A 26227-nucleotide genomic window follows, 5' to 3' on the forward strand; every position below is an offset into this window, starting at 1 on the left:
ACTGCCCTTTTCAACTGATGTTTACGCCATTTCGCTAAAATTCACTTATGACGGCGAAGAAATAGACAACGTGTGCGCAAACGTTGTCGTCCATGCGCAATCTGCTTACATTTTTGCGAAAATTTTTTTTCATTTCACACAGGCATTGGTTTTTGTGATGGCTCGATCAGCTGCCGGGGAAATCAAGCGGCCCTCCCTGCTGGATAGCACGTTGCCAGGCCGGTCGAATCTCAACGCGCTTTTTCCACGCGCTCAGATGCGGTAACTCCCCTTGCGCTCCTCGCGCCAGCAAAGCAAACGCCGGGTAGCTCATTTGAATATCCGCCATGCTGAGCTGCTCTCCGGCGAACCAGCTGTTTTGTGCCAGGTGCTGCTCGATGAACGCCGCATGGGTCGCCAGTTGTTTGTTGAGATACCCCTTTTGCACGCCCTGCCCCAGTATTTTACCTACCGTGCGCAGGCCAAACGGCACTGGCGGTTTGCCGAGACTGCCAAACACCAGCTTCATCACCAGCGGCGGCATCAGCGAACCTTCGGCGTAATGTAGCCAGAAGCGGTACTGAATACGGTCCTGCGGCAAGAGCGGTTTGAGTATATTGCCCGGATCACGCGTCTCCTGAAGGTATTCCAGGATCGCGCCCGATTCCGCGAGGATAACGCCGTCGTCTTCCAGCACCGGCGATTTGCCCAGCGGATGGATTTTTTTCAGCGCCTCGGGGGCCAGCATCGTCGGTTCGCGCTGGTAACGCACGATTTGGTAGGGCAGTTCCAGTTCTTCTAAGGCCCAAAGCACGCGCTGGGAGCGCGAAAGATTCAAATGATGCACCGTCAGCATGGCGGACTCCTGTGAGTTGTTCAAAATAACTATAGGAACTGTGGCGAAAGACGGGAAAAATTTCGGCGAAATAATCGCCAGCCTCGCTGGCAAAAGTCCGGTTCCGGCATACAATTAAAGTGTCAGTACAAACCGGAACCTCCAACCACTTTTGATCGACAGAGGGGTGCTGATGTCGGGGGAAACCCTCCCGTGAACCAACGGGATAGAGAGAAAGACAAAGACCGGAAAACAACTAAAGCGCCCTCCTGTGGCGCTTTAGTTTTTTCTATTCCTTATCGTCCGGGAAGTGCGCGCCCGGTCCTTTTTCGCCGAGCATATCGCCCGGGTTGCGCAGCGGACAGTCGCGATGCGACAGACAGCCGCATCCGATGCAGCCATCGAGCTGATCGCGCAGCGCCACTAAGGTGTGGATGCGGCTATCCAACTCCTCACGCCATTGCGACGACAGCTGTTTCCACGCCTTGGGGCTGAGGTTATGCCCTTCCGGCAGCACGCCCAGCGCGTCGCTGATGGTCGATAGCGGAATGCCAATCCGTTGGGCAATCTTGATGATCGCCACGTAGCGCAGCACGTCACGACGGTATCGACGCTGGTTGCCTTCGTTACGTGTACTCTCAATTAATCCTTTGCTTTCATAGAAATGCAGCGCCGAAACGGCGACGCCGCTACGCCTTGCCACTTCACCCGGCGTCAGCAGCGTTTTAATGCGGGGAGATTTCTTTTCCATAAAGCGCTTTACCTCAAGTTAACTTGAGGAATTATACTCGCCCGCAGACCTAACGACGAACCGAAATTGTGAAAGAGAGGCCGCTTATGTCCCATCACGACATCATTGAAACGCTGATTGAATGGATTGATGACCATATTGATCAACCGCTTAATATTGACGTGGTCGCCAGAAAATCGGGGTATTCAAAATGGTATTTGCAGCGGATGTTCCGCACGGTGATGCACCAGACGCTGGGCGATTACATCCGTCAACGCCGATTGCTGATGGCAGCCGAAGCGTTGCGCACCACTAAGCGCCCGATTTTTGATATTGCGATGGATTTGGGATACGTCTCGCAGCAGACCTTTTCACGCGTTTTCCGTCGCGAGTTTGATCGCACCCCGAGCGACTACCGTCATCAGATCTCGGCGTGAGAAACGGTGTGGCCTACTACCCACGGCATTGAGCCCTGCTGCCACTGAAAAAATTCGTGCGGCGGCATGGCTTTCGCGAAGTGCCAGCCCTGACAGAACTGCACCCCACGTTTGAGCAACCAGCTCACCTGCTCGGCAGTTTCGACCCCTTCAGCGATGGTTTTTAGCCGCAGGCTTTGCGCCATCTCGATGATGTGCTCGGCAATCAAATGGCTGGTGCTGTTAGTGGTGAGCGTATCAATGAACGATTTATCGATTTTCAGAATATCGACGTTCAGGGAGTAGAGGTTATGCAAGTTGGAATAACCGGTCCCGAAGTCATCAATCGCCACTTCATAACCCGCCTGACGAAACGCCTGGATAACCGGGGTGGTTTTCGGCACATCAATAAATCCGCGTTCGGTGACCTCAATTTTAATCTGCTGCGCACGAACCCGATACGCCTGAGCCTTGTCGGAAATCATCGCAATCAGACGCGATGAGTGAAAATCTGACGCCGACAGGTTGATAGAAACATACAGTTGCGGGTTGTGTTGCAGGAAATGCCCGAGATCGGCAAACACCGATTCCACCACGAAGTCCGTCACCTGTTCGCTCAACCCTTCTTTCTCTGCCAGCGGAATAAACTCCGCGGGGCTCATCACTGGCCCATCAAACCCCGGCCAGCGCAGCAGCGCCTCTGCCCCGACACACTTATTATGTTTGATATCGATAATCGGCTGATAGTGCAGGCGCAGTTGTTGCTTATTCAACGCACGCTGTAACAGACGCTTTGGGGAATTTAAATGCTGACGGGTGCGCGACCAGACTAACAGAATCAAAAGGCTGCAAATTAACCCCAGCGGCAATGTCAGGGTCAGCTGGTGACGGAAGTTCTGGTAATAACGTGAATCTGGTGAGGAAATAATAACGGCAATGGGCCGCTGCTCAGAAAGTGCGATGGTATAAAAACGGTTGTCGTGCTGGAAAGCATACTCCCTGTCGCGGATCAGCGGCATTAAGGTGGTCGGGCTGGTGTTTTCACTGACAGAAAAGAACGCATTGGTTTTGGTATCATAGACCCCAAACGTCAGGCGATCGTCGTCGGAGACAATTTCCCCATAGGACAGAGGATTAATCACCGCAACGTAATTCCCACGCTGCATGTAGGTCATTTTATACCCCGGATAAAAAGGGGTATCGCGATAGTAATAAATAGAAATGTTCGGTTTACGCTGATAATTAGCGGCAGGCATCGACCAGCCATGATCCGGATGCACAGCGGTAGAACAGACAAATTGGTTGCCGCGGGCGTAAATTAAATCGGCAACATACAGACGTCCACGAATGATATTTAACATCTGCTGCTGATGTTCAGGAGAACATATAGCCCCGGAATAGCGTTCGGCGGCATCACGCGCCAGATCAGCCTGACGAATCACCTGCTCCGTTTTATTCAGGGCAATACGCGCGAAGGTATTGAGTTGATTATGGGTTTCAGATTCCGCTCTGAGCTGAGAGAACCAAAGTGCAAGTATCACCGGCAAGAGCACGACGATGACCACTCCCAAGCCCCTCAGCACGTTGCTTCGCGCACTCTGATTCATATTCAGCCTGATATCCCTGCATTTTATGTGCCTGTTATTCAGGCTGGACGCTTTCTGACAGGTGATTACGTTGCATGAATCACTCAACATTAGCAACCGTCTTTTAGCTTCAAAAAACGATTATTGAGTGATGACGATAATATTTTCCCGTAAGGCAAACTAAAAGCGGGGCTGGCGTTTTTATTAAGTCAGCTATTTATTAAACAACCGTTTAAAATTACTGCGTTAATGACGCGACTATCGTTTTTCCACGACCGGTTCTTTTGGCATCATACAGGGCGTTATCCACCAACGTTAATAACACCGCACGTTCATCATGAGGCTGGCAAACAACAAGTACACCGGCGCTGAAGGATAACGTCAGCGAGGCGTCAGCCATCGTAAAAGGTGCGGCAAAAAACTGAGCACGCAGACGGTCGGTAAACGCGATGGCCTCACCAGGGTCGGAAACGGGCAGTAACAGCAGGAACTCTTCACCGCCGAGCCGTCCCAATCGAGGCTGACCTTCACACTGCTCGCGAATACACTGGCAGAAATAAACGAGCGCATCATCACCCGCCGCATGGCCCCATTGGTCATTGATTTTTTTGAAATGATCGAGGTCGATCATTACCAACGCAAAATGCGTCTCGGAGTCTTCTGCCTGACAATTGTCGAGGCTTGTTTGCAGATGATCGAGGATAGCCAGCCGGTTATAACAGCGGGTCAGCGCATCGGTCGTCGCCTGGAAGGCCAGCAAATTTTCAGCACGTTTGCGCTCGGTGATATCCACGCCAATATTCATGATTTCGCCGTCGGACAAGATAATATTGGACCACAGTGTCGCCAGGACAGCGCCGTCACGGCGTTGCGGATACCATTCATGCATCTCAAGCGAAGGCGAGGTATTTATGGATGCGCGCACTCGTTGGCGGACCTCCGGATCGGGATAAAACAACGCCAACGGATCCGCTTCTCGATTAACTTCCTCCAGCGTCCAGCCGAATACTCGCTCGCATTCGCCGTTCCATAAGGTACAGCGATTATGTTTATCAAAACAGTTCATTAATACCGGCGCGCGGTCAAACAAAATACGGTATTGATTGATAATATTTTTAAGCTCAACGGCGGTGCGCTCGCGGGATATTAATTCGGTCATCGCGTCATGCAATTTTTCTGCAATAATCTGCGCCACGCTGCGCAATACTGCAGGCGCTAATAAAGGTTGATCAAACGCCAAAAATAGAAAAGCGCGGGCATCATCCTGCAAGGGGAATATACGGCAAAGTACCCCGCATTTTAATTGCTGTGCCAAAGGATGATCCTCAGGATAGAGCAACCGGCCCACATTTTTGTGCCAGCACTTTACCCGCCACGGTGCCCGATGCTGACGCAGCGCTGCCAGCAGACGTTCAGCGCTATCATTGGGTAGCGAATCGCCCAGCACTTCCAGATGCCGTAACTCGTCAGTTTCCAGCATTATCCAGGACATACGTGCCTCAAACACGCCGTGAATCAGCTGCAAAACGTCGGCCAGCCGTCGGTGTGCCGACAGCCCGGGCATAAGTTTGGCCAGTCGATGCAGACTGAGTTCTGCATCGTTAATTGCTGTGTGTAGTCTCTCTTTTTTCATTTTTTCAATCACAGGTTTGTTAGTGTCAAAACCCGCAATGAATAAATCAGATACTGATCTGCATGATTAAGCACAGGTTAATCATTAAAGTGTAAGCTCAGGGTAACAAAACACACTGTGTTGTCTTAAAAGAATTACAGAAAATAAAATAGTGAATAAAATCAATAGCTGATTAATTGATCGCAAGTAAAAATTATTGTCCACAAAGCATAAGCCAACTATTTCATAATGTAAATATTGTACAAATGCTTAACCGTTGTGACGATTTGCTATCCCACTGAAATACCAGATAACCCTGCCGAAAAGAGGTGGAGAATATATTCTTCCCATCAATGGTTTCAACAAAATGTCTGCTTGCATGCTATGAAAATTTTCATACTGACAGTGGCGAATAAAACAACAAACGTGATATAGTTCACACATTCTTGTGAAACACGAAACAGTGTTTCATTGTATTGGTCGATGCCTGCCGATAGTCAGAGGGTATGTTTCATGGTTTCAGTCACCACCGGCGTGGTTCTTCTTCGCTGGCCAATCGTTAGCGCTGTGCTGATGTTTCTCGCCAGCACCTTAAAAATTCAGCTCCGAAAATCCGATTACGCCGGACTGGCAGTCATTTGCAGTTTACTCGGCGTCATCGCCTCCTGCTGGTTTGCCACCGGCCTGTTGGGGATTAGCCTGCACGATATGTCCGTCGTCTGGAACAACATTAAAGACGTAATGATAGAAGTGATGAGCCAGACCCCGACCCCGTCAGAATGGCCGATGGTCGTGACCTGACAGGCGACATCTGTACTACACTGCTTTCCCGCGAGGGTGAAAGGCCAGTCATGTAAGTGACTGGCCTTTTTTGCATCTTATTGATCTGAAGAAGTGAGAGCATGAACCGGGTTTCATGTAACGCAACAACATGTGAACTGGCTTACATTTTTGACCTCTATCACACTTTATAGTGACTTCACGGTTTAGAGGGCACATTTCATCATCATGGCTTCCATTAAAGATGTCGCAAAAAAAGCAGGAGTATCAACAGCTACCGTATCGCGGGTGCTGAACAATCATCCCAGCGTGGTGCCAGAAACACGTCAGGCGGTGCGGGATGCGATGGATTACCTGTGTTATGTGCCCAGTAAAAGCGCGTTTCAACTGAGCGGTAAACGTTCTGGTCTGGTCGCCGTCGTTCTGCCGAACCTGGTTAACCCGCACTTTTGTGAACTGCTGGCCACCTTTGAGGAAGAAGCGCGATACATCGGCAAGACGGTGATCGTGAAAACACACCAGAACCAACCGCAGCAGGATAAACAGATTATTCATACCCTGATCGGGATGGGAATTGACTGTCTGCTGTGGGTCCCTACAGAAGCGGAAGCGGAACTTGCGGAGTGGCTGGCAGCCACCCACATTCCGGTGGCGGTTGTGACACAGGTTTCTCGGTTTTTTAACTCGGTATCGATTAATCAGAGTAAAGGCGCGGAAAATATTGCCGAGCATTTTATCCAGACCGGACACACCGCCTTAGGTTTTATTGCACAGGAGGGGGTCGACAATCGTAAAGTGTCAGCCTGGAGTAAAAAAATCATTGGCCACGGATTATCCCTTAATCCACAGAACCAATTCTGGATAGCGAAAGGCGAAGGTGAAAAAATATCTGGGCATATCAGTATACTGGATGACATTATCGAAAAATTAGCCAGCCGGGAAACAGTATGCACGTGTCTGATGGTCTATAACGACGTCGCCGCCAGTTATATTATTGATGGGTTAAACAATAAGGGAATCTCCGTTCCACAGGACATTGCCATCGTCAGTTTCGATAACACGTTATTGGCGCAGACGAAAAAAATCACCAGCGTCGCACAACCGATCAATGAGATCGCACACCTGGCGTTCCAGATGGTCAGCAATAACAACAAGCAGGAGAGTATCGAAATGTATGAAATAGTCTCGCGCTTAATTATCCGTGAGAGCAGTATCAATCTTAATATTACTACTCTGTAAGTTTTACCTTTCTGAACACCATGAAATTTGAAGGAGAGATAATACTCCCCTGTATTTTACTACGGCATGGATCGTAATACTCCATGCATTGTATTTATGACATAACAATATTGAGGGATATTTATGTCTGCTACAGTAGCAGAAAAACACAGTGCTTATGAAAAATTGAGCCTCAAAGAAAAGATCGGCTACGGTATGGGTGATGCAGGTTCCTGTATGATTTGGAGCGTGCTGGCGCTCTATTTAACCTGGTTTTATACCGACGTGTATGGCCTTGATCCTGGAATTGTTGGCACCCTCTTTTTGGTGATCCGTGTATTTGACGCCTTTAGCGATCCGGTCATGGGCGCAATTTGCGACCGTACCCGAACCCGCTGGGGTAAATTCCGGCCCTGGCTGCTGTGGATGGCCGTGCCATTTGGCCTCGGCGCAGTGTTAATGTTCACCACGCCCGACCTGAGCATGAACGGAAAAATCATCTATGCCTGGGTCACCTACTTAGTCATGTCATTGATTTATACTGCCATCAATATCCCATATTGCTCGGTAGCAGGCGTCATTACCCTCAACCAAAAAGAACGTCTGGGCTGCCTGTCATGGCGTTTTTTCCTCAACGGCCTGGCAACGCTTATCGTCTCCTCCTCGATTTTACCGTTAACCGACTGGCTGGGTAATGGCAACCGGGCGTCCGGCTTCCAGGGAACGATGATGATCATGGGCGGCGCGGCGACGTTAATGTTCCTGTTCTGTTTCTCCAGTATCAAAGAGCGCGTGGTCTCCATTAAAGCCAATGACACCTTAAGGAAGGATCTCAAAGACATTATCAAAAATGATCAATGGCTGCTGATGATAACGATTACCTTCCTGAACGTTTTTCCGGCTTTTATTCGTGGGGCGGTGACCATCTATTATGCCACCTACGTGATGCAGGCCTCCGTTGGATTCATTACCTTCTTCATGGCCCTCGGCGTGGCCTGCAATATGTTGGGTAGTGTCATTGCAAAACCGCTGACAGATCGTTTTGATAAAATTAAACTGTTCCGTATTATTAATATTATTCTCGGCATCCTTTCTTTCACCCTGTGGTTTGTCGATCCACACTCACTGACACCGCTGCTGGCGCTGTTTATTGTAATTAACATTCTGCATCTTATTCAGTCTGGCCCTATTTTGTGGGCAATGATGTCAGACGTCGATGATTACGGTGACTGGAAATTAGGCAAACGCCTGACCGGTATTTCGTTTGCCGGCAACCTGTTTATGCTGAAAATGGGTCTGGCCGTCGCCGGGGCGATTGTCGCCTGGATATTATCCTATACCGGGTATGTCGCCAATAAGCCACAGCAAAATGAACAGACCCTGCAGGGCATTATTATCATGTTCTCGTTATTACCGATGGTGAGCTATTTCATCAGTGCCTGGATAGTGCGCTACTTCAAATTGAACAACACCTTGCTCGAAACCATTAAAGTCGACCTCGCGAAACGTGAACTGCAAAACAGCTCTGCCCAGACTCAGGAGTATAAAGATGTCCCTGTCGTTTAATGTTAAGCAAGGCCAGCGGATTGATATATGGCTGAAAGAAACAAAGCCCGCCAGCTTCCCTCTTTTTTCCATCCGTATGGAAAATGAGGTGCTATTTAAAATCACCACCGCCCCCCCCTACTACCACTATTTTACCTGGACCGCATGGCAGGACGGAATAGCCTGCCTGGAGTGGTTGCCTGAGCACTGCGAAATCTCGCTGTGCTATACCTGGCATCCGGATACGCTGCCCGAAAACGGGGTCAGCTTTATCGCCACTCAGGACAATGCCCTCCGGTTGTTGAGCGACTGCGATATTGCCAACGGCTATTTGCAGGATCCGTTACGCCCAGCGCTGCATTTTTCTCCACACACTGGCTGGATGAACGATCCCAATGGTCTGCATCGTAAAGGCGACGAATGGCACCTGTTTTATCAGTATCACCCGCACAGCACCGAGTGGGGGCCGATGCACTGGAACCACGCGGTGAGCAAAGACCTTTATCACTGGCGACACTACCCGGTCTTTCTCCAGCCGGAACAAAATCTGGCAGCTCTGGGAGCGACAGGCGGTGCCTTCTCCGGTAGCGCGTTTATTGATGCGCAAGGGCTAACCCGTTTCTGGTATACCGAGCGACTGCCCGCTTACGATTTATACCGTGGCTACCGCGAAATTCAGAAAATGGCCGTACCGCTGGAAAGTTACGACAAACCCGCGTCAGTGAAAACGGTGTTAACTGAACTGCCTCCCGGCGTCGATTGTGATTTCCGCGATCCCAAAGTCTGGTATGAAGAGGCAGATGCCACTTTCTATATGATCCTCGGTGCCGCCTTAAACGGCGACCCGGCGATGCTGCTGTTTCACTCCACAGACAGTGAAAGCTGGGCATTTCATCATGTGCTGTACGTGGCCCCGGCCTACTTTCGCGAAAACGGAGGCCGCTGCGTGGAATGTCCGGACTTTTTCTGTCTGGATGGCGTGTGGGTGTTAATCATCGGCGTCGTGGGTTATACCGAACCTGTAACCGGTCGCCACAACCTGCTGTTTGCCCAAACCGGTGATTTCCGCAACGGCTATTTCACCCCGGCAGCACACCCACTGCAAATACTGGATTTCGGTACCGATTTCTATGCCCTGCAAACCTGGGGCGAAGAAGATGCGCGTACCGGCTTTGCCTGGCTGTATAACTGGGCCACGCAAAAAAGCGTCGACTCCAGCTATTGCGGTGAAATGTCCTTACCGCGCCGCTTTCATCTTAATGCGCAACAGCAGCTCTGCATGACACCTGTTTTACCGCCCGAATCACTGGTCATCGGTCAGAACAGACTGGCTGATAACGTTGCATGGTCGGGGATCAAGGGCAGCAAAGCCTGTGCGATCGCATTTAGCCCGACAGCCGCTTTTTGTCTGACCCTTAGCGGGGAAAGCGGTCAGGAAATTGTTCTCGAATATGACGGCAAATTACTGTCGCTGCGCGAAAAAGGCCAGGATGATGGCCGATATCATGCGCCAGTGGCGAACGTGGAAGATGTCACGCTGTGCTTCGACGCCGGGATCGTTGAAGTCTTTGCCAACGCGGGCAGCATCTGCGGGACGCGACGTTATTATTCATGCAGTACGCTGACGCAAATACACCTCACGGGCACCACGGCCATACTCACCCACTATCGTGCTGCTTATCCGCAGTAATAAACCTCTTTAATTTAATGTCACAGAAGGACTTAATATATGTCGAGTAATAATTATTACGATGTCACGGAATGGGACACAGGTAATCCGTACACGGACATTGGTGAAGTGATTAATAGCATGATTGCCGATATTAAAAGCCGACAAACTGACACCAATGTGAATGAAGGCGGTAAACCCGGCGCGGTAATTTATATTCCACCGGGTGATTATCATCTTCTCACTCAGGTGGTGATAGATATTAGTTATCTGAAAATCATGGGTTCCGGACATGGCTTCACTTCGTCCAGCATCCGTTTCAATACTCCCAAGAGTAATTGGCCAAACTGGCATGAATTATGGCCGGGTGGCAGCCGTATTCTGGTAGATATATCACCGGAAGATGGCGCAGCGGAATCTGCCGGGGCCGCATTCTATATCGCCCGCAGCGGAGATCCGCGAATAAGTTCCGTCGAGTTTGCTGACTTCTGTATTGACGGTTTACACTTTGTCGATGACAACTCTGGCAGCAATGACCCGGAGAACAGCTACCTTAACGGTAAGACCGGCATCTACATTGCCAGCGCACAGGACTCTTTCCGTATCAGCGGCATGGGGCTGGTCTATCTTGAACACGGGGCAACGATTTATAATGCTGACGCCCTGGCGATACATAACAACTTCATCGCTGAATGTGGGAACTGCATCGAGTTACGCGAGTCCGGTCAGGCATCTAAAATAACCGATAACCTGATTGGGGCAGGTTATCGTGGTTATTCTGTATACGCAGAAAACTTCGGTGGCCTGTTAATTACCGCCAACAATATATTCCCGCGAGGAAAAAGCAGCGTTCATTTCTCGAATGTGGTTCGCTCCTCAATCAGCAGCAACCGATTCCATTCATTTTACCCTGGCATGTTGATAATGGAGGAAGGCAGTTCTGAAAACCTGGTATCGTCCAACCATTTCTTCCGCGAGCGTGAACCCTGGGCACCGATGCAGGCCTACAACAATGGGTTAGATGATTTATATGGCCTCCTGTATATCAGTGGCGATAATAACTCGATCGTTGCCAACCATATTTCCGAGACCATTGATACGCAATATATTACGCCAACTGGCGCGACGCCGGTCATTATTCGAGTCGTTTCCGGCAAAGGAAATACGATTTCTAATAACCCTATTGTCGCTACTACCGAAACCTCCACCGTGCAGGAGGCAGCAGACGCCAGCGCCTGTTTCTCGACTCAGGTCAACGCGTTGCTGTCTACTCAGGGTCTTGAAGCGCTGACGGTGACTGCCGTCCAGATAGAACCCGCCTCGCAGCAAAATACGGTGCTGGATTCAGGCACTGACAGCCAGGTGGTGATTGATAAAACCGTGAACGCCTTTAGAGCGACGCCCACTTCCGGCGCAACGGCGGAAGGACAACGTTAATGGGTGGTTATTACATTGCCTGCATTGGTGAACTGTTGATTGATTTTGTCTGCACCGACATTGGACTGGGCCTGAAACAGGGGGCCCGCTTCCTCAAAAAAGCCGGGGGAGCCCCCGCTAACGTTGCCGCAGCCATCAACCGTAGCGGCGGCCACGCGAAGCTGGCGGCGAAAATCGGCCACGATCCCTTCGGCGATTTCCTGCTGCACACCCTGGAATCTGAGGGCATTGAGCGCACTGGCGTGACGCGCTGCGCTACACCCACTACGTTAGCCTTTGTCGGTTTACAGGAAGACGGTGAGCGCGATTTTACCTTTTGCCGTGGTGCCGATGGCGATCTCTCGTGGAGGGATATTCCCGCTGATTTTCTTGATAATGTCGGCATCGTTCATTTTGGGGCCGCCACCGGCCTGCTGGACGGAGAACTGTATGTCACCTACCAGCGTCTCCTGCATGAAGCTAAACAGCGTGGGGTATTGATCTCATTTGATCCCAATTATCGGGACGGTTTGTGGGGGCAGGATCCGAAACGGTTTATCGCCCGTTGCACGCCGTGGTTTCAGCAGGCGGATATCGTCAAAGTCAGTGAGGAGGAACTGCACTTCATCACCGGCGCGAAGACCAACACCGAGGGCTGCAGTAGATTGCATGAGACAGGCGTCAGCTACGTCACCGTCACCTGTGGTCGGCGGGGAACCTGGGTTAGTCATCATTCAGGCGAGCAACACCTTATCCCCTCTGTAGCGATAGAGGCCATTGATTCGACCGGGGCGGGTGATGCATTTATCGGCGCATTGTTAGCTCAAGTTGCCCAATCCGGCTGCCGGTTAGACGACGCATCAGAATTCCTGCATGCGGTGCGCTGGGCCAACGTCTGTGGCGCATTGACCTGCACAAAATTTGGAGCTATTGACGCTATCCCACTCGCCCATGATGTGGATACATTCATAAAAAATAGCGAACGCTAAAAACAAGAAGGCCCCTTAACGGGGCCTTCAACGTATTCAAATGATTATCGCGCAGCGGGATATCAGAACGGGATATCGTCGTCGAAATCCATCGGTGGTTCGTTAGACTGTGCCGGAGCGGAAGACGGCTGCTGCTGCGGACGGGACTGCGCGCCGCCGCTGAACTGGTTGCCACCCTGTGGCTGCTGTGGTTGACCCCAGCTTCCGCCACCCTGCTGCTGACCGCCACCTGCTGGTGCGCCGCCGCCCTGACGGCCACCGAGCATCTGCATGGTGCCGCCCACGTTGACCACCACCTCAGTGGTGTATTTTTCTGCGCCGGACTGATCGGTCCATTTGCGGGTACGCAACTGGCCTTCGATATAGACCTGGGAACCTTTACGCAGATATTCACCGGCCACTTCCGCCAGTTTGCCGAACAGCACGACGCGGTGCCATTCAGTCTGCTCTTTCATTTCGCCGGTTGCTTTATCACGCCAGGATTCAGAAGTAGCCAGCGTAATGTTGGCAACTGCACCACCACTCGGCATATAGCGTACTTCCGGGTCCTGACCCAGATTACCGACGAGAATCACCTTGTTTACGCCTCTGCTGGCCATGATCGTGTCTCCTGAAAACATTTCTTAATAGTGTAAACGGGGGATTGTAGCATTACAAAGTGTCGATTTGATAGTTTGCGAGCTTCATTCCAGCAATCCATTTTGGATACAGTTCGTTGCAGCGAAACGCTGAAGCACGATTCCACTACTGTATATTCATTCAGGTCAAACTGTGTCATAATTAGCCGTTTCCGCCGTTTGTCCTTCAAGCAAACCAGGCATTCCGAGTCTCTACCGGGAAAGGTGAATGGATAAGATCGAAGTTCGGGGCGCCCGCACCCATAATCTCAAAAACATCAACCTCGTCATCCCTCGCGACAAACTGATTGTCGTGACCGGGCTTTCTGGGTCAGGAAAATCTTCGCTGGCGTTTGATACGCTGTATGCCGAAGGGCAGCGGCGCTACGTGGAATCACTCTCCGCCTATGCGCGTCAGTTCCTGTCGCTGATGGAAAAACCCGACGTTGACCATATCGAGGGGCTGTCGCCGGCCATCTCTATTGAGCAAAAATCAACATCGCATAACCCGCGTTCCACCGTCGGGACCATCACCGAAATACACGATTATCTGCGTCTGCTGTTTGCCCGTGTGGGCGAGCCGCGCTGCCCGGATCACGACGTTCCGTTGGCGGCACAAACCGTCAGCCAGATGGTCGACAACGTGCTGTCGCAGCCGGAAGGCAAACGCCTGATGCTGCTGGCACCAGTGATTAAAGAGCGTAAAGGCGAGCACACCAAAACGCTGGAAAACCTGGCGAGCCAGGGCTACATCCGCGCCCGTATTGACGGCGAGGTCTGCGACCTTTCCGATCCGCCGAAGCTCGAGCTGCAAAAGAAACACACCATCGAAGTGGTGATTGACCGCTTCAAGGTGCGCGAAGATCTGGCCCAGCGTCTGGCCGAATCCTTTGAAACAGCGCTGGATCTGTCTGGCGGCACCGCGATTGTCGCCGACATGGACGACCCGAAAGCCGATGAGCTGCTGTTCTCCGCCAACTTTGCCTGTCCGATTTGCGGCTACAGCATGCGGGAACTGGAACCGCGTCTGTTCTCGTTCAACAACCCGGCGGGCGCATGTCCAACCTGTGACGGCCTGGGCGTGCAGCAATATTTCGACCCGGATCGCATCATTCAGAACCCGGAACTTTCGCTGGCAGGCGGCGCTATCCGCGGCTGGGATCGCCGTAACTTCTACTACTTCCAGATGCTGCGCTCGCTGGCGGAGCATTATGAATTCGACGTCGAAGCCCCGTGGGGCAGCCTGAACGCGCATGTGCAGAAAGTGGTGCTGTACGGTTCAGGAAAAGAGTCGATTGAATTCAAATATATGAACGATCGTGGCGATACCTCTGTACGTCGTCATCCGTTCGAAGGCGTGCTGCATAACATGGAGCGCCGTTACAAAGAGACCGAATCTAACGCGGTGCGCGAGGAGCTGGCGAAGTTCATCAGCAACCGTCCGTGTACCAGCTGTGACGGTACCCGTCTGAACCGCGAAGCGCGCCATGTGTTCGTCGAGAATACTCCGCTGCCCACGATTTCAGACATGAGCATCGGCCATGCGATGGAGTTCTTCCAGAACATGAAGCTCAGCGGGCAACGCGCCAAAATTGCTGAGAAAGTGCTGAAAGAGATTGGCGATCGCCTGAGATTCCTGGTCAACGTCGGTCTGAATTATCTTTCACTCTCTCGCTCGGCGGAAACCCTCTCCGGCGGCGAAGCCCAACGTATTCGTCTGGCAAGCCAGATTGGTGCCGGTCTGGTGGGCGTGATGTACGTGCTGGATGAGCCGTCTATCGGGTTGCATCAGCGCGATAACGAACGCCTGCTCGGCACCCTGATTCACCTGCGTAATCTCGGTAATACGGTGATTGTGGTGGAGCATGACGAAGATGCTATCCGCGCGGCTGACCACGTGATTGATATCGGCCCAGGCGCTGGCGTCCACGGCGGTGAAGTGGTCGCCGAAGGCCCGCTGGAAGCCATTATGGCGGTGCCGGAATCATTGACCGGCCAGTACATGAGCGGCAAGCGCAAAATCGAAGTGCCGAAAGAGCGTGTCCCTGCTGACCCGGCCAAAGTGTTGAAACTGACCGGCGCGCGCGGCAACAACCTCAAAGACGTGACGCTGACGGTGCCGGTTGGCCTGTTCACCTGCGTGACCGGAGTGTCCGGTTCCGGTAAATCGACGCTGATCAACGATACGCTGTTCCCGATTGCCCAGCGCCAGCTCAACGGCGCGACCATTGCCGAACCGGCTCCTTATCGCGATGTCGCGGGCCTTGAGCATTTCGACAAAGTGATTGATATCGATCAGAGCCCGATTGGCCGTACGCCGCGCTCTAACCCGGCGACCTACACCGGCATCTTTACCCCAGTGCGTGAACTGTTCGCTGGCGTGCCGGAATCGCGCTCACGCGGTTATACGCCGGGCCGGTTCAGCTTTAACGTGCGCGGTGGTCGCTGCGAAGCCTGTCAGGGCGATGGCGTTATCAAGGTTGAGATGCACTTCCTGCCGGATATCTACGTGCCGTGCGATCAGTGCAAAGGCAAACGCTATAACCGCGAAACGCTGGAGATTAAGTACAAGGGCAAGACCATCCACGAAGTGCTGGATATGACCATTGAAGAAGCGCGTGAGTTCTTTGATGCCGTTCCGGCGCTGGCGCGTAAGCTGCAAACGTTGATGGACGTTGGCCTGACGTACATTCGGTTGGGTCAGTCGGCGACGACGCTTTCCGGCGGTGAAGCCCAGCGCGTGAAGCTGGCGCGTGAGCTGTCGAAACGCGGTACCGGTCAAACGCTATATATCCTCGATGAACCGACCACCGGTCTGCACTTTGCCGATATCCAGCAACTGCTGGACGTGCTGCATAAGCTGCGGGACCAGGGCAACACCATCGTGGTTATCGAGCACAATCTGGACGTGATTAAAACCGCAGACTGGATTGTCGATCTCGGCCCGGAAGGCGGCAGCGGCGGCGGGGAAATTCTCATCTCCGGCACGCCAGAAACGGTCGCGGAATGCGAAGCCTCTCACACGGCACGCTTCCTCAAGCCGTTACTGTAATCACTCTGTAAGATGCTGCCTGACCTGGTCTGGCAGCATCCCCATCGCCTGCTGATAAGAAGCATCCACCAGATAGTAAATCTGCGAATCCGGCAGTGACCCGTCAAGATACACCGTGCTCCAGTGGGCTTTATTGAGATGCTGACTGGGACGCACATCGCTGTGCTGCTGACGTAATAAATCCGCGAGTTCCGGGCTGGTTTTCAGCGAGGTTGCCGGGCGGCCTTCCACCTCTTTCACCATCGCAAATAGCACATCAGACACTTTAATCTGCGTGGCCTTCCAGTCGCTGTGAACGCTCTGTTCGGCACCGGGTTTGTTCATGCAGTATTGCAGCAACTCCGAAATGGTCATCGTGGTTCCCCTCAGCGAAATAAGTCTTTTCTTAGTGTGCAGCAAGACGGGAGAAAGGGGAAACGCTTCTGATTAAAAAAACGGCAACGCTCTCGGTTGCCGTTTTTCATTGTCAATATTCAGAATTGACGATCACTTCTTCACCGTACGCCCCGGCATTCGGCAGCGGCTTGTAGGTAGAGTTTGAGGCCCGCAGGATGCGGATACCCCGGACACCTACGTCGCGAGCGGCGGTAATGTCATTGTCCGAATCACCGTAGAACACTTTGATGTTCTTCTCCTTCAGCCACTGAACCTTGGTGTTCTGCCCGGCCTTATCGCCTGCAAAAATGACCGGATTCATGTTGGTAGCCGGGATCAGGAAATCATCCTGTAGTGTTTTAGACACGGTTTCGGTTTGAGTCTGGCTGCGCCCGGTGACGAAATAGATGCTGTCCCCACGTTTCACGTGCAGGGCGATCAGCGCGCGAGCCACTTCTTTCGGGATGCTGAACGCATCCCAGCCGTTGTTCATCTTTTCCCAGAATTCCGGGTTCTTCAGGTAGTCTTCACTGTCCGGAGAAAAGGTCTTTTTACCACGCCAAAAGCCTGGGCTTGAGAACAGGACAGTATCATCAATATCGAATCCAACAGCCATTGGCGGGCGGCCCATCAGACTGTTTTCAATTTGTGCCACGGAAACCCAATGAATCGGCACCTGTTCGGCGAGCTTCGCGACGTTTGTGCCCATATACAGCGGAGATGGCGACGAGGCATGTGCATCCACCACGGCGCTGTTGATGGTAAACAACAAGCAAATAGCGCTGAGCGCTGATGTGACCTTGCGCATAGGTATCCCTTTAACATCCAATTGTTAATATCTCTCTCCCAGCCGGGAGAGAGAAGGTAAGTGAGCACTTACATTACAGCAGCAAACGCCTGCGCCACGCGTTGAACGTTGCGAGTGTTGAGGCCCGCGACACACATGCGACCACTGGCAATCAGGTACACACCAAACTCTTCACGCAACCGATCGACCTGCTTGGCGCTCAGCCCGGTATAGCTGAACATCCCACGCTGCTTGAGCAGATAGTCAAAATTGCCGTTCGGTATCGCCTGTTTTAGCGCGTTAACCAGTTCCTGACGCATCGCCAGAATACGGGTGCGCATGGCTTCCACTTCCGCCAGCCATGAGGCTTTCAGCGCAGCGTTGTTCAATACGGCCGATACCACCTGCGCACCAAAATTCGGCGGGCTGGAGTAAATGCGACGCACGGTCGCTTTCAGCTGACCGAGCACGCGGCCTGCGGTTTCACTCTCTTCGCAGACGACCGACAGACCGCCCACGCGCTCACCATAGAGCGAGAAAATTTTGGAGAACGAGTTGCTGACCAACACCGGCAGGCCTGCGCCCGCGATGGTGCGGATGGCGTAGGCATCTTCTTCCATGCCCGCGCCAAAGCCCTGATAGGCGATGTCGAGGAAGGGGATCAGATTCCGCGCTTTCAGCACCTCAGTGACCGCATCCCACTGGGCGTTGGTCAGATCTGCACCCGTTGGGTTGTGGCAGCACGGATGCAGCAACACAATGTCTTTTTCAGGCAGGCTATTCAGTTTTTCGAGCAGCGCATCGAAACGCACGCCGTTGGTCTCAGAATCGAACCAAGGGTAAGTGCTTACTTCGAACCCAGCGCCTTCAAATATGGCGATGTGATTTTCCCAGGTGGGATCGCTGACCCACACTTTTGAGTCCGGGAAATAATGTTTGAGGAAATCCGCTCCCACTTTCAGCGCACCGGAACCGCCCAGCGTCTGGATGGTCGCCACGCGGTTTTGCTTCAGCACCGGATGGTCAACGCCAAACAGCAGCGGCGCTACGCCGGTGCGGTAGGTGTTCAGACCTTCCATCGGCAGATACACCGATGCCCCGTGCGGCTGAGCGTTCAGCTGCGCCTCTGCTTCTGCCACGGCCTGCAGCTGCGGGATAATCCCGTCTTCGTTGTAATACAGGCCAATGCTGAGGTTCACTTTGTCGGGGCGAGAGTCTTCTTTAAACCGTTCCATTAAAGAAAGGATGGGGTCGCCTGCATAGGCGTCAACGTTCTGAAACACAGGTGAATTCTCCAGAGTTATGCGGGGCAGGGATAAACACAATAAACTGGATACGGGGGAAGATCGAGCGGATGTTAGGGCGAAACCACTGTTGTCACCCTTTCCGGCCTGAAAAGGGTGACAACGCGGCGATCAGTCGACGTATTTCATCGCTACCCGCGACGTCAGGCGCGTGATAAGTTCGTAAGCACTTACTTTCGTTATTTCAGCAATCCGTTCGACCGGCAGGCCCTCGCCCCACAGTATTACCGGGTCGCCCGCTTTGTCAGCGGCTTGCGGGCCGAGATCGACGCAAATCATGTCCATGGCGACACGACCAACCACCGGCACTTCGCGACCGTTAACCCGCACTGGGGTACCGGATGGCGCAGCCCGCGGGTAACCATCCCCATAGCCCATAGCGACCACGCCGAGACGGGTGTCATGTTCGCTTACCCAGGTGCCGCCGTAGCCTACCGGCTCGCCAGCCTTGTGTTCACGTACCGCGATCAGGCTCGAGGTCAGCGACATCACGGGTTGGAAGCCAAAATCTTCGCCGCACTGTGAGCCTTCCAGCGGTGAGACGCCGTAGAGAATAATGCCCGGGCGCACCCAGTCGAAATGCGACTGGGGCCACAGCAGGATCCCGCCGGACGCGGCGATGGAGCGTTGACCCGGCTTGCCTTCGGTGAAGGTGGTGAAGATATCGAGCTGCTGCTCGGTGGCACCGCAATCAGGCTCGTCCGCCCGGGCAAAGTGGCTCACCACATTCACCGGCTGGCGCACGTTTTTGCACTGACTCAGGCGCTGGTAAAATGCAGTGGCCTCTTCCGGACGCACGCCCAGACGGTGCATCCCCGTGTCTAGTTTCATCCACACCGTTACCGGTTCAGGCAATTCTGCCTGCTCCAGGGCTGCAAGCTGTTCGGGGTTATGCACCGCGGTGTGAAAACCCTGGGCTGATATCAGCGGCAGATCGCTGGCATTGAAAAAACCTTCCAGCAGCAGAACAGGCTGGCGGATGCCACCCTCTCGCAGGCGCAGCGCCTCTTCCAGGCGAGCGACGCCAAAGGCATCGGCGTCAGGGAGCATGCGCGCGGTCTCCAGAAGACCGTGTCCGTAGGCGTTCGCTTTCACGACCGCAACGAGCTTACTGGCCGGGGCCAGTTCACGCAGGCGTTGCAGATTGTGTCGCAGAGCGCGGCGGTTAATGACTACAGTTGCCGCTTGCATTTGAATTCCTTAGATATCACTCATCATCATATTGCGGGCCCGCATAATTATCAAAACGCGACCATTGTCCGTTGAACGTCAGACGTACCGTACCGATCGGGCCGTTACGCTGCTTACCAATAATGATTTCGGCAATGCCTTTCAGATCACTGTTCTCGTGATAAACCTCATCACGGTAGATGAACATGATTAAGTCGGCATCCTGCTCGATGGAGCCGGATTCACGCAGGTCGGAGTTGACCGGGCGCTTGTCGGCACGTTGTTCCAGGGAGCGGTTCAGCTGCGACAGCGCCACCACCGGCACCTGCAACTCTTTGGCTAACGCTTTTAGAGAACGCGAGATTTCGGCGATTTCAAGGGTACGGTTATCCGACAATGACGGCACGCGCATCAGCTGCAGGTAGTCGATCATGATCAGGCCGATGCCACCGTGCTCACGGGCGATACGGCGCGCGCGGGAGCGCACTTCCGTTGGCGTCAGGCCGGAGGAGTCATCGATGTAGATGTTACGTTTTTCCAGCAGAATGCCCATGGTGCCCGAAATGCGCGCCCAGTCTTCATCATCGAGCTGACCGGTACGGATTCGGGTCTGATCGACGCGCGACAGCGAGGCCAGAGAACGCATCATTATCTGTTCTGAGGGCATTTCAAGACTGAAGATAAGTACCGGCTTATCCTGCAACATCGCCGCGTTTTCGACGAGGTTCATCGCAAAGGTGGTTTTACCCATCGACGGACGCGCGGCGACGATAATCAAATCCGACGGCTGCAAACCGGCGGTTTTCTTATTCAGATCGTCATAGCCGGTGTTGACCCCGGTGACGCCGTCATGCGGTTGCTGGAACAACTGTTCGATACGCGCCACGGTGGCGTCGAGCACTTCGGCGATATTTTTCGGGCCTTCGTCTTTGTTGGCCCGACTTTCCGCGATTTTGAATACCCGGGATTCGGCTAAATCCAGCAGGTCTTCACTGGTGCGCCCCTGGGGATCAAATCCCGCTTCGGCGATTTCATTCGCCACGGAGATCATGTCACGCACGACCGCACGTTCACGCACGATATCTGCATAGGCGCTAATGTTCGCCGCACTTGGCGTGTTTTTCGACAATTCTGCCAAATAGGCAAAACCACCGACGCTGTCTAATTGCCCTTCCCGCTCCAGCGATTCCGCGAGCGTAATCAGGTCAATCGGACTGCCCGATTCATGCAATTTCGCCATCTCGGTAAAGATGTGGCGATGCGGACGGGTATAGAAATCTTCAGACACGACGCGTTCTGCCACGTCGTCCCAGCGCTCGTTATCCAGCATCAAACCGCCCAACACCGACTGTTCCGCTTCAATCGAGTGCGGCGGTACTTTCAGCCCGGCGACCATCGGATCGCGCTCACGTGGCTCAGTCTGTTGTTTGTTGAAGGGTTTATTTCCTGCCATAGTGAATGGAGTTACCGGGTTAAAGAGTGGGCCGTAAGATTATCATATCTGATGCCCCCGCTAAACGATATGTACGGAGGAAGCATGGCAACGCGCATTGAATTTCATCAACACGGTGGACCTGACGTACTCAACGCCGTGGAATTTACCCCAGCGGATCCGAAAGAAAACGAGGTCCAGGTGGAGAACAAGGCCATTGGCATTAACTATATCGATATCTATATCCGCAGCGGACTGTATCCACCGCCCGCTTTGCCGAGCGGTCTGGGAACGGAAGGCGCAGGCGTGGTCAGCAAAGTAGGCAGCGGCGTGCAGCACATCAAGGCGGGCGATCGCGTGGTGTATGCGCAATCTGGGCTTGGCGCGTACAGTTCGGTGCATAACGTTCCGGCAGACAAAGTCGCCATTCTGCCTGCCGCCATCTCTTACGAACAGGCCGCCGCCTCGTTCCTCAAAGGGCTAACGGTGTTTTATCTGCTGCGTAAAACCTGGGAAATCAAACCCAACGAACCGTTCCTGTTCCATGCGGCGGCGGGCGGCGTAGGGCTGATTGCCTGCCAGTGGGCTAAAGCGCTCGGGGCGCAGCTGATTGGCACCGTGGGTTCGGCGCAAAAGGCGCAGCGCGCGCTTCAGGCCGGGGCCTGGCAGGTGATTAACTATCGTGAAGAAAATTTGGTCGAACGGGTGAAAGAAATAACCCACGGCAAAAAACTGCGTGTGGTGTATGACTCAGTGGGGAAAGACACCTGGGAAGCCTCGCTGGACTGTCTGCAACGCCGTGGCCTGATGGTCAGCTTTGGTAATTCCTCCGGCGCGGTCACCGGCGTGAATCTCGGGATCCTGAATCAAAAAGGATCCCTGTATGTCACGCGCCCTTCCCTTCAGGGCTACATCACTAACCGGGAAGAGCTGGAAGAGGCCAGCAATGAGCTATTTTCTCTGATCGCCAGCGGGGTGATTAAAGTGGATGTGGCCGACAGCCAGAAATTTGCGTTGCACGATGCGCAGAAGGCGCACGAAACGCTGGAGAGCCGGGCAACAGAAGGTTCAAGCTTGTTGATTCCCTAACGGGGCACTGGCAGAAATAATGAGGGCTTCCCGTGGGAAGCCCTTCTTTTTTTATCGTTCGCTGTATGTAGGGTACAGCGCGATGAATTCATTATCGCGCTAACAATGACAGATTTATGACGCGCTGCCTACGCTGCCCTTCTCAGGTTGTGACGCATCCCGCAATCATTAATAACGGCGACGGTACTGCGGCACTTTCGGCGCTTTGACGGCGCGGATAATCCACACCACGGCGACGGCAAGCAGCAACCACGGCAGCAGTTTGATCATCAGCGCAAACAGGCCGCCGACAAACATCAGTACGGTGGCAACCACAATCGCCGCCAGAATACCCAGCATCGATACCCCGGTGATCAGCAGCATGACAAAGAATCCGATGATAAATAACAGTTCCAGCATGGCTTTTTCCCCTTATGAAATTATCCTCTGCCTTTACTATGACAAATACAAAAATCATGCCAACACGTAATCCATTGATTAAAAATGAAAACGCCCCGCAGCACTGTGCGAGGCGTGGTCAATCAGACTAACTTTTAGCGTAAAATTAACGTTTATTCGCCACCAGTTGCAGCGCCTGTTCTAAAACCTCAATGTCCGCACCGGCCTTATGGGCGTTCTCGCTGAGGTAGCGACGCCACTGGCGCGCGCCCGGAATGCCCTGGAACAGGCCAAGCATGTGCCGCGTAACGTGGCCTAAATAGGTGCCATTACTCAGCTCGCGCTCGATGTATGGGTACATGGCACGCACCACCGCCACCGGATCAGGGTCAACCCCATCAACGCCGTAAATCTCACGATCGACCGAGGCCAGAATACCCGGGTTTTGATACGCCTCGCGGCCCACCATCACGCCATCCATATGCTGCAAATGCTCGTGGGCTTCCGCCAGCGATTTGATGCCGCCGTTAATCGACATTGTCAGATGCGGGAAGTCACGCTTGAGCTGATAGACACGCGGATAATCCAGCGGGGGAATTTCACGGTTTTCTTTCGGGCTCAGGCCGGAAAGCCAGGCTTTACGCGCGTGGATGATAAACATCTCGCATTCGCCATTGCCGGAAACGGTGTTAATAAAATCACAGAGGAATTCGTAGCTGTCCTGGTCATCAATGCCGATCCGGGTTTTGACCGTCACCGGAATGGACACCACGTCGCGCATCGCTTTGACGCAATCGGCCACCAGCTGGGCGTTGCCCATCAGGCAGGCACCGAACATACCGTTCTGTACGCGGTCAGACGGGCAGCCAACGTTGAGATTGATCTCATCGTAACCCCGCTCTTGCGCAAGCTTAGCGCAGTGCGCTAGCGCTGCCGGGTCACTGCCACCGAGCTGCAATGCCAACGGATGTTCTTCCTCGCTGTAGGCCAGGTAGTCGCCTTTGCCGTGAATGATCGCCCCAGTGGTCACCATTTCAGTGTACAACAGCGTGTGGCGAGACAGCTGGCGCAGGAAGTAACGACAATGCCGGTCCGTCCAGTCGAGCATCGGTGCGATGGAGAAGCGGTGAGCAGGATAAGCGGTGGATTGTGTTTCTGGCAGCATGGCGAATTTATGAGCATCCGGTGGAAATGGGGCGCTACTATAGCATAAAGAAAATGCGGAGGCGCATGGCCTCCGCTTCATCCTGTTAACCAACGCGACTCAGAAGGTCAGGCCCAACTGCACGCCCGCGCCCCAGGTTTGATCTTCGCCATACAGCCCGGTTAAATCGACGTGTACGGTGTTCAACGGCGCGAAGCCTACCCCGGCAGTGAAGACATTGCTGTCGTTACCCTTCACATCTGCACGGTAACCGCCCCGCACCGCAAGCCAGCTCAGCGGCGTCACCTCGGCCCCTACGCCGACATACTGTGAGTCGTCCTCGCTCTTGAAGCCTTTGGTTTCCGTCAGGTCACCGTCGGCGCTCAGAGTCACAAAATCGGTATGCCACGCCACGCCAGCCGTCACCAGCGGACGGATCTGATAAGTATCTTTGTAGTTGGTGGTCACCCCGGTGGCCCCGTTGGTGATGCGCACGTCTTTGGTGTCGATATCACGCGACATCAGGTTTTGACCGCTCAGGCCCAGAGTCCAGTTTTCACCGAAATCCGCCGCGATACCGGCATCGACGTTAAAACCGGTGTCGTCAGTGCGGTATTTGTCCTTTTTCCAGTCGTCACTGTGATAGTCATCGATAGAGGTGGTGTAGTTGTAGAGCCAGGTTTGCTGCAGTTTTGGCGTCACACCCAACGACACCGGCACGCCGCCGATATCGAATTGGCGCGCAATCGCTATCCCGTAATCGGAAACAATTGCCCCTTTACCGGACGCCGTTGAGTTGAGGTTGTTGGTGATTTCGTCGCTGCCGTTGATCACCGCATTGGCGGCCTGGGTGGCAGCGAACGCGTCGGAGTTCTGAATGTTCCGCAGGTAGTCGATATCGTTCTGATCGATACTGGAGCTGGCACGCGCGTGGGCATAGGCTTTGGCGACAAAGGCCAGGGATACCGCCGAGGTTGGTACGCTGACGGCGATCCCTGCCCCGGCGGTCGCGCGGGCAGTTTTTCCTTTCAGATCTTCCAACTGTCCGGCCAGATCCCCCGCCGCACTCTGGAATTCGTTTAACGTGCCGCCAGGGTTCAACAGGATATCTTGTGGCGTCAGGTTATCGAGTACCTTTTTGTAGTGGTCGATTTCATCGCTGATATCGTCAATTTGATCGCGAAGATTGTCTTTGTCGGTAATCTGCGCCCCTACAGATGGAATAACGACAGAGACATCATCGTCCGGTTGTGACTTCGCCAGTAACGCGGGGTTAATCAGCACCGCGCTGCCATAATTAGCCGACGCCACCCCGGTTCCCCCCATTGCATCGTTTCTTGCCTCGGACCAGGTATTGGCCGCTCCCGCCTGATTTGCCATAAACAGGGAGACGGCCGCTGACACCACAGAATATTTAATATTTTTTTTCACAGTATGCTCGTTATATGCAGGTGAACGTTTTTCCCCGTTCAGTTATCCGCTGAAAAGGGCCGAACTATTGCTGTGAATAACGATGTAAAAAGCAGCCAATTAGGATGATTTGCCTTAAGGCTCACTGTGTTAAGGTTGAATTGTGTGATGCCCCTCAATATTTATAGAAGAGATTGTTATTTTCGCGAAGGTTTCCCGTCGTGCGGACCAAAAAACTGTGGCGGATGGTCGACCCAGCGATCCTGGCGGGTGGCGGCATATTCCGGATTCAGCGGGTAATAAATACGGTTATGCTTTTTATTGGCCTCTCCGACCACCAATAATTCTACGTCTGCCGCTGTATTGTTGATAAAAGTGTGGCAGATGCCAGTACCCGATGGAAAACCCACGCTGTCACCCGGCTCAAGCTGCCAAAGGTAGCCGTTGATCCACGCCTGAGGGCGACCACTCACCACATAGATAAACTCTTCTTCATCGCTTTCGGCATGGGGATACGAGGTGCGGCGGCCCGGCGGCAGGCGTTCGTGATGAATACCCAGGCGCATCAGCCCGAGCTTACGCGCCAGCGGTGCGCCGATGGAAAACAGCTCGCTGCTGTCGGGATAGGTTGAATTATCGGGTTCTTCCAGCTCGCGCCAGTGTCGAATACAGTCAGGTCTTTTCATTTTGTCCC

Annotated in this window: 23 protein-coding genes; 9 read left to right on the forward strand and 14 right to left on the reverse strand. The window is 53.3% G+C overall.

Features of this window, described 5'->3' with window-relative positions; translation table 11 throughout:
- Positions 1-166: 166 nt before the first annotated feature.
- Both SIK69_RS15745 and soxR read right to left on the reverse strand, forming a co-directional pair.
- Entirely contained in the window at positions 167-835 is a 669-nt protein-coding gene (locus SIK69_RS15745; protein ID WP_319627657.1) for a glutathione S-transferase family protein, read from the reverse strand.
- A 268-nt stretch (positions 836-1103) separates the two neighbouring features.
- Positions 1104-1565: a redox-sensitive transcriptional activator SoxR gene (gene soxR / locus SIK69_RS15750; protein WP_319627656.1), complete on the reverse strand. Its 462-nt coding sequence runs from the start codon at positions 1563-1565 to the stop codon at positions 1104-1106.
- An 86-nt stretch (positions 1566-1651) separates the two neighbouring features.
- Here soxR and soxS point away from each other — a divergent pair, with 86 nt between their 5' ends.
- Complete coding sequence (gene soxS / locus SIK69_RS15755) at positions 1652-1981, forward strand: superoxide response transcriptional regulator SoxS (RefSeq protein WP_319627655.1); 330 nt, start codon at positions 1652-1654, stop codon at positions 1979-1981.
- On the opposite strand, the gene pdeC is transcribed toward soxS, so the two are convergent.
- A complete protein-coding gene (pdeC, locus tag SIK69_RS15760; protein ID WP_319786496.1) occupies positions 1966-3567 on the reverse strand; it encodes a cyclic di-3',5'-guanosine monophosphate phosphodiesterase PdeC in 1602 nt (533 codons plus the stop codon). The genes soxS and pdeC overlap by 16 nt on opposite strands.
- 217 nt (positions 3568-3784) lie before the next feature.
- Positions 3785-5179, reverse strand: coding sequence for a GGDEF domain-containing protein (locus SIK69_RS15765; RefSeq protein ID WP_319786497.1), 1395 nt, complete (start codon positions 5177-5179; stop codon positions 3785-3787).
- A 492-nt stretch (positions 5180-5671) separates the two neighbouring features.
- Here SIK69_RS15765 and SIK69_RS15770 point away from each other — a divergent pair, with 492 nt between their 5' ends.
- The 6 genes from SIK69_RS15770 to SIK69_RS15795 all read left to right on the forward strand — a co-directional run bounded on the left by SIK69_RS15770 (position 5672) and on the right by SIK69_RS15795 (position 12775).
- Positions 5672-5959: a YjcB family protein gene (locus tag SIK69_RS15770; RefSeq protein WP_319786498.1), complete on the forward strand. Its 288-nt coding sequence runs from the start codon at positions 5672-5674 to the stop codon at positions 5957-5959.
- Between the two features lie 207 nt (positions 5960-6166).
- Positions 6167-7177 (forward strand): LacI family DNA-binding transcriptional regulator, encoded by a 1011-nt coding sequence (locus SIK69_RS15775; protein ID WP_319627651.1) that lies wholly within the window; start codon positions 6167-6169, stop codon positions 7175-7177.
- Between the two features lie 123 nt (positions 7178-7300).
- The gene (locus SIK69_RS15780; protein ID WP_319786499.1) at positions 7301-8722 is read left to right on the forward strand and encodes a glycoside-pentoside-hexuronide (GPH):cation symporter; all 1422 of its coding nucleotides are present in this window, start codon (positions 7301-7303) and stop codon (positions 8720-8722) included.
- Complete coding sequence (locus SIK69_RS15785) at positions 8706-10391, forward strand: glycoside hydrolase family 32 protein (RefSeq protein ID WP_319786500.1); 1686 nt, start codon at positions 8706-8708, stop codon at positions 10389-10391. The genes SIK69_RS15780 and SIK69_RS15785 overlap by 17 nt, the downstream gene beginning before the upstream one ends.
- A gap of 39 nt (positions 10392-10430) precedes the next feature.
- A complete protein-coding gene (locus tag SIK69_RS15790) occupies positions 10431-11807 on the forward strand; it encodes a NosD domain-containing protein (RefSeq protein ID WP_319786501.1) in 1377 nt (458 codons plus the stop codon).
- Positions 11807-12775, forward strand: a complete 969-nt coding sequence (locus SIK69_RS15795) for a carbohydrate kinase family protein (protein ID WP_319786502.1) — start codon at positions 11807-11809, stop codon at positions 12773-12775. The genes SIK69_RS15790 and SIK69_RS15795 overlap by 1 nt, the downstream gene beginning before the upstream one ends.
- A 62-nt stretch (positions 12776-12837) precedes the next feature.
- Here SIK69_RS15795 and ssb1 read toward each other — a convergent pair whose 3' ends face one another.
- Positions 12838-13374 (reverse strand): single-stranded DNA-binding protein SSB1, encoded by a 537-nt coding sequence (gene ssb1, locus SIK69_RS15800; protein ID WP_319627646.1) that lies wholly within the window; start codon positions 13372-13374, stop codon positions 12838-12840.
- 247 nt (positions 13375-13621) lie between these two features.
- On the opposite strand from ssb1, the gene uvrA reads away from it, so the two are divergent.
- The gene (uvrA, locus tag SIK69_RS15805) at positions 13622-16444 is read left to right on the forward strand and encodes an excinuclease ABC subunit UvrA (protein ID WP_319627645.1); all 2823 of its coding nucleotides are present in this window, start codon (positions 13622-13624) and stop codon (positions 16442-16444) included.
- Here the strand turns inward: uvrA and SIK69_RS15810 are convergent, their stop codons facing one another.
- The 5 genes from SIK69_RS15810 to dnaB form a co-directional block, all read right to left on the reverse strand.
- Complete coding sequence (locus SIK69_RS15810; RefSeq protein WP_319627644.1) at positions 16445-16798, reverse strand: MmcQ/YjbR family DNA-binding protein; 354 nt, start codon at positions 16796-16798, stop codon at positions 16445-16447.
- A gap of 112 nt (positions 16799-16910) precedes the next feature.
- Positions 16911-17627, reverse strand: a complete 717-nt coding sequence (aphA, locus tag SIK69_RS15815) for an acid phosphatase AphA (RefSeq protein WP_319786503.1) — start codon at positions 17625-17627, stop codon at positions 16911-16913.
- A 68-nt stretch (positions 17628-17695) separates the two neighbouring features.
- Complete coding sequence (tyrB, locus tag SIK69_RS15820) at positions 17696-18889, reverse strand: aromatic amino acid transaminase (protein WP_319786504.1); 1194 nt, start codon at positions 18887-18889, stop codon at positions 17696-17698.
- 132 nt (positions 18890-19021) lie between these two features.
- Positions 19022-20101, reverse strand: a complete 1080-nt coding sequence (alr, locus tag SIK69_RS15825) for an alanine racemase (protein WP_319786505.1) — start codon at positions 20099-20101, stop codon at positions 19022-19024.
- Positions 20102-20117: 16 nt separating this feature from the next.
- Positions 20118-21533, reverse strand: a complete 1416-nt coding sequence (dnaB, locus tag SIK69_RS15830; RefSeq protein WP_319627640.1) for a replicative DNA helicase — start codon at positions 21531-21533, stop codon at positions 20118-20120.
- 84 nt (positions 21534-21617) lie between these two features.
- Between dnaB and SIK69_RS15835 the strand changes: the two genes are divergently transcribed.
- Complete coding sequence (locus SIK69_RS15835) at positions 21618-22601, forward strand: quinone oxidoreductase (RefSeq protein WP_319786506.1); 984 nt, start codon at positions 21618-21620, stop codon at positions 22599-22601.
- A 168-nt stretch (positions 22602-22769) separates the two neighbouring features.
- Here SIK69_RS15835 and pspG read toward each other — a convergent pair whose 3' ends face one another.
- The 4 genes from pspG to SIK69_RS15855 all read right to left on the reverse strand — a co-directional run bounded on the left by pspG (position 22770) and on the right by SIK69_RS15855 (position 26219).
- Entirely contained in the window at positions 22770-23000 is a 231-nt protein-coding gene (pspG, locus tag SIK69_RS15840) for an envelope stress response protein PspG (RefSeq protein ID WP_319627638.1), read from the reverse strand.
- Between the two features lie 145 nt (positions 23001-23145).
- Entirely contained in the window at positions 23146-24144 is a 999-nt protein-coding gene (gene dusA / locus SIK69_RS15845) for a tRNA dihydrouridine(20/20a) synthase DusA (RefSeq protein ID WP_319627637.1), read from the reverse strand.
- A 99-nt stretch (positions 24145-24243) separates the two neighbouring features.
- Entirely contained in the window at positions 24244-25554 is a 1311-nt protein-coding gene (locus tag SIK69_RS15850; protein ID WP_319627636.1) for a conjugal transfer protein TraF, read from the reverse strand.
- A gap of 176 nt (positions 25555-25730) precedes the next feature.
- Entirely contained in the window at positions 25731-26219 is a 489-nt protein-coding gene (locus SIK69_RS15855) for a cupin domain-containing protein (RefSeq protein WP_319627635.1), read from the reverse strand.
- Between the last annotated feature and the right edge of the window lie 8 nt (positions 26220-26227).

Origin of the sequence: Scandinavium lactucae (assembly GCF_033843265.1) — a bacterium.
Lineage (GTDB): Bacteria > Pseudomonadota > Gammaproteobacteria > Enterobacterales > Enterobacteriaceae > Scandinavium > Scandinavium lactucae.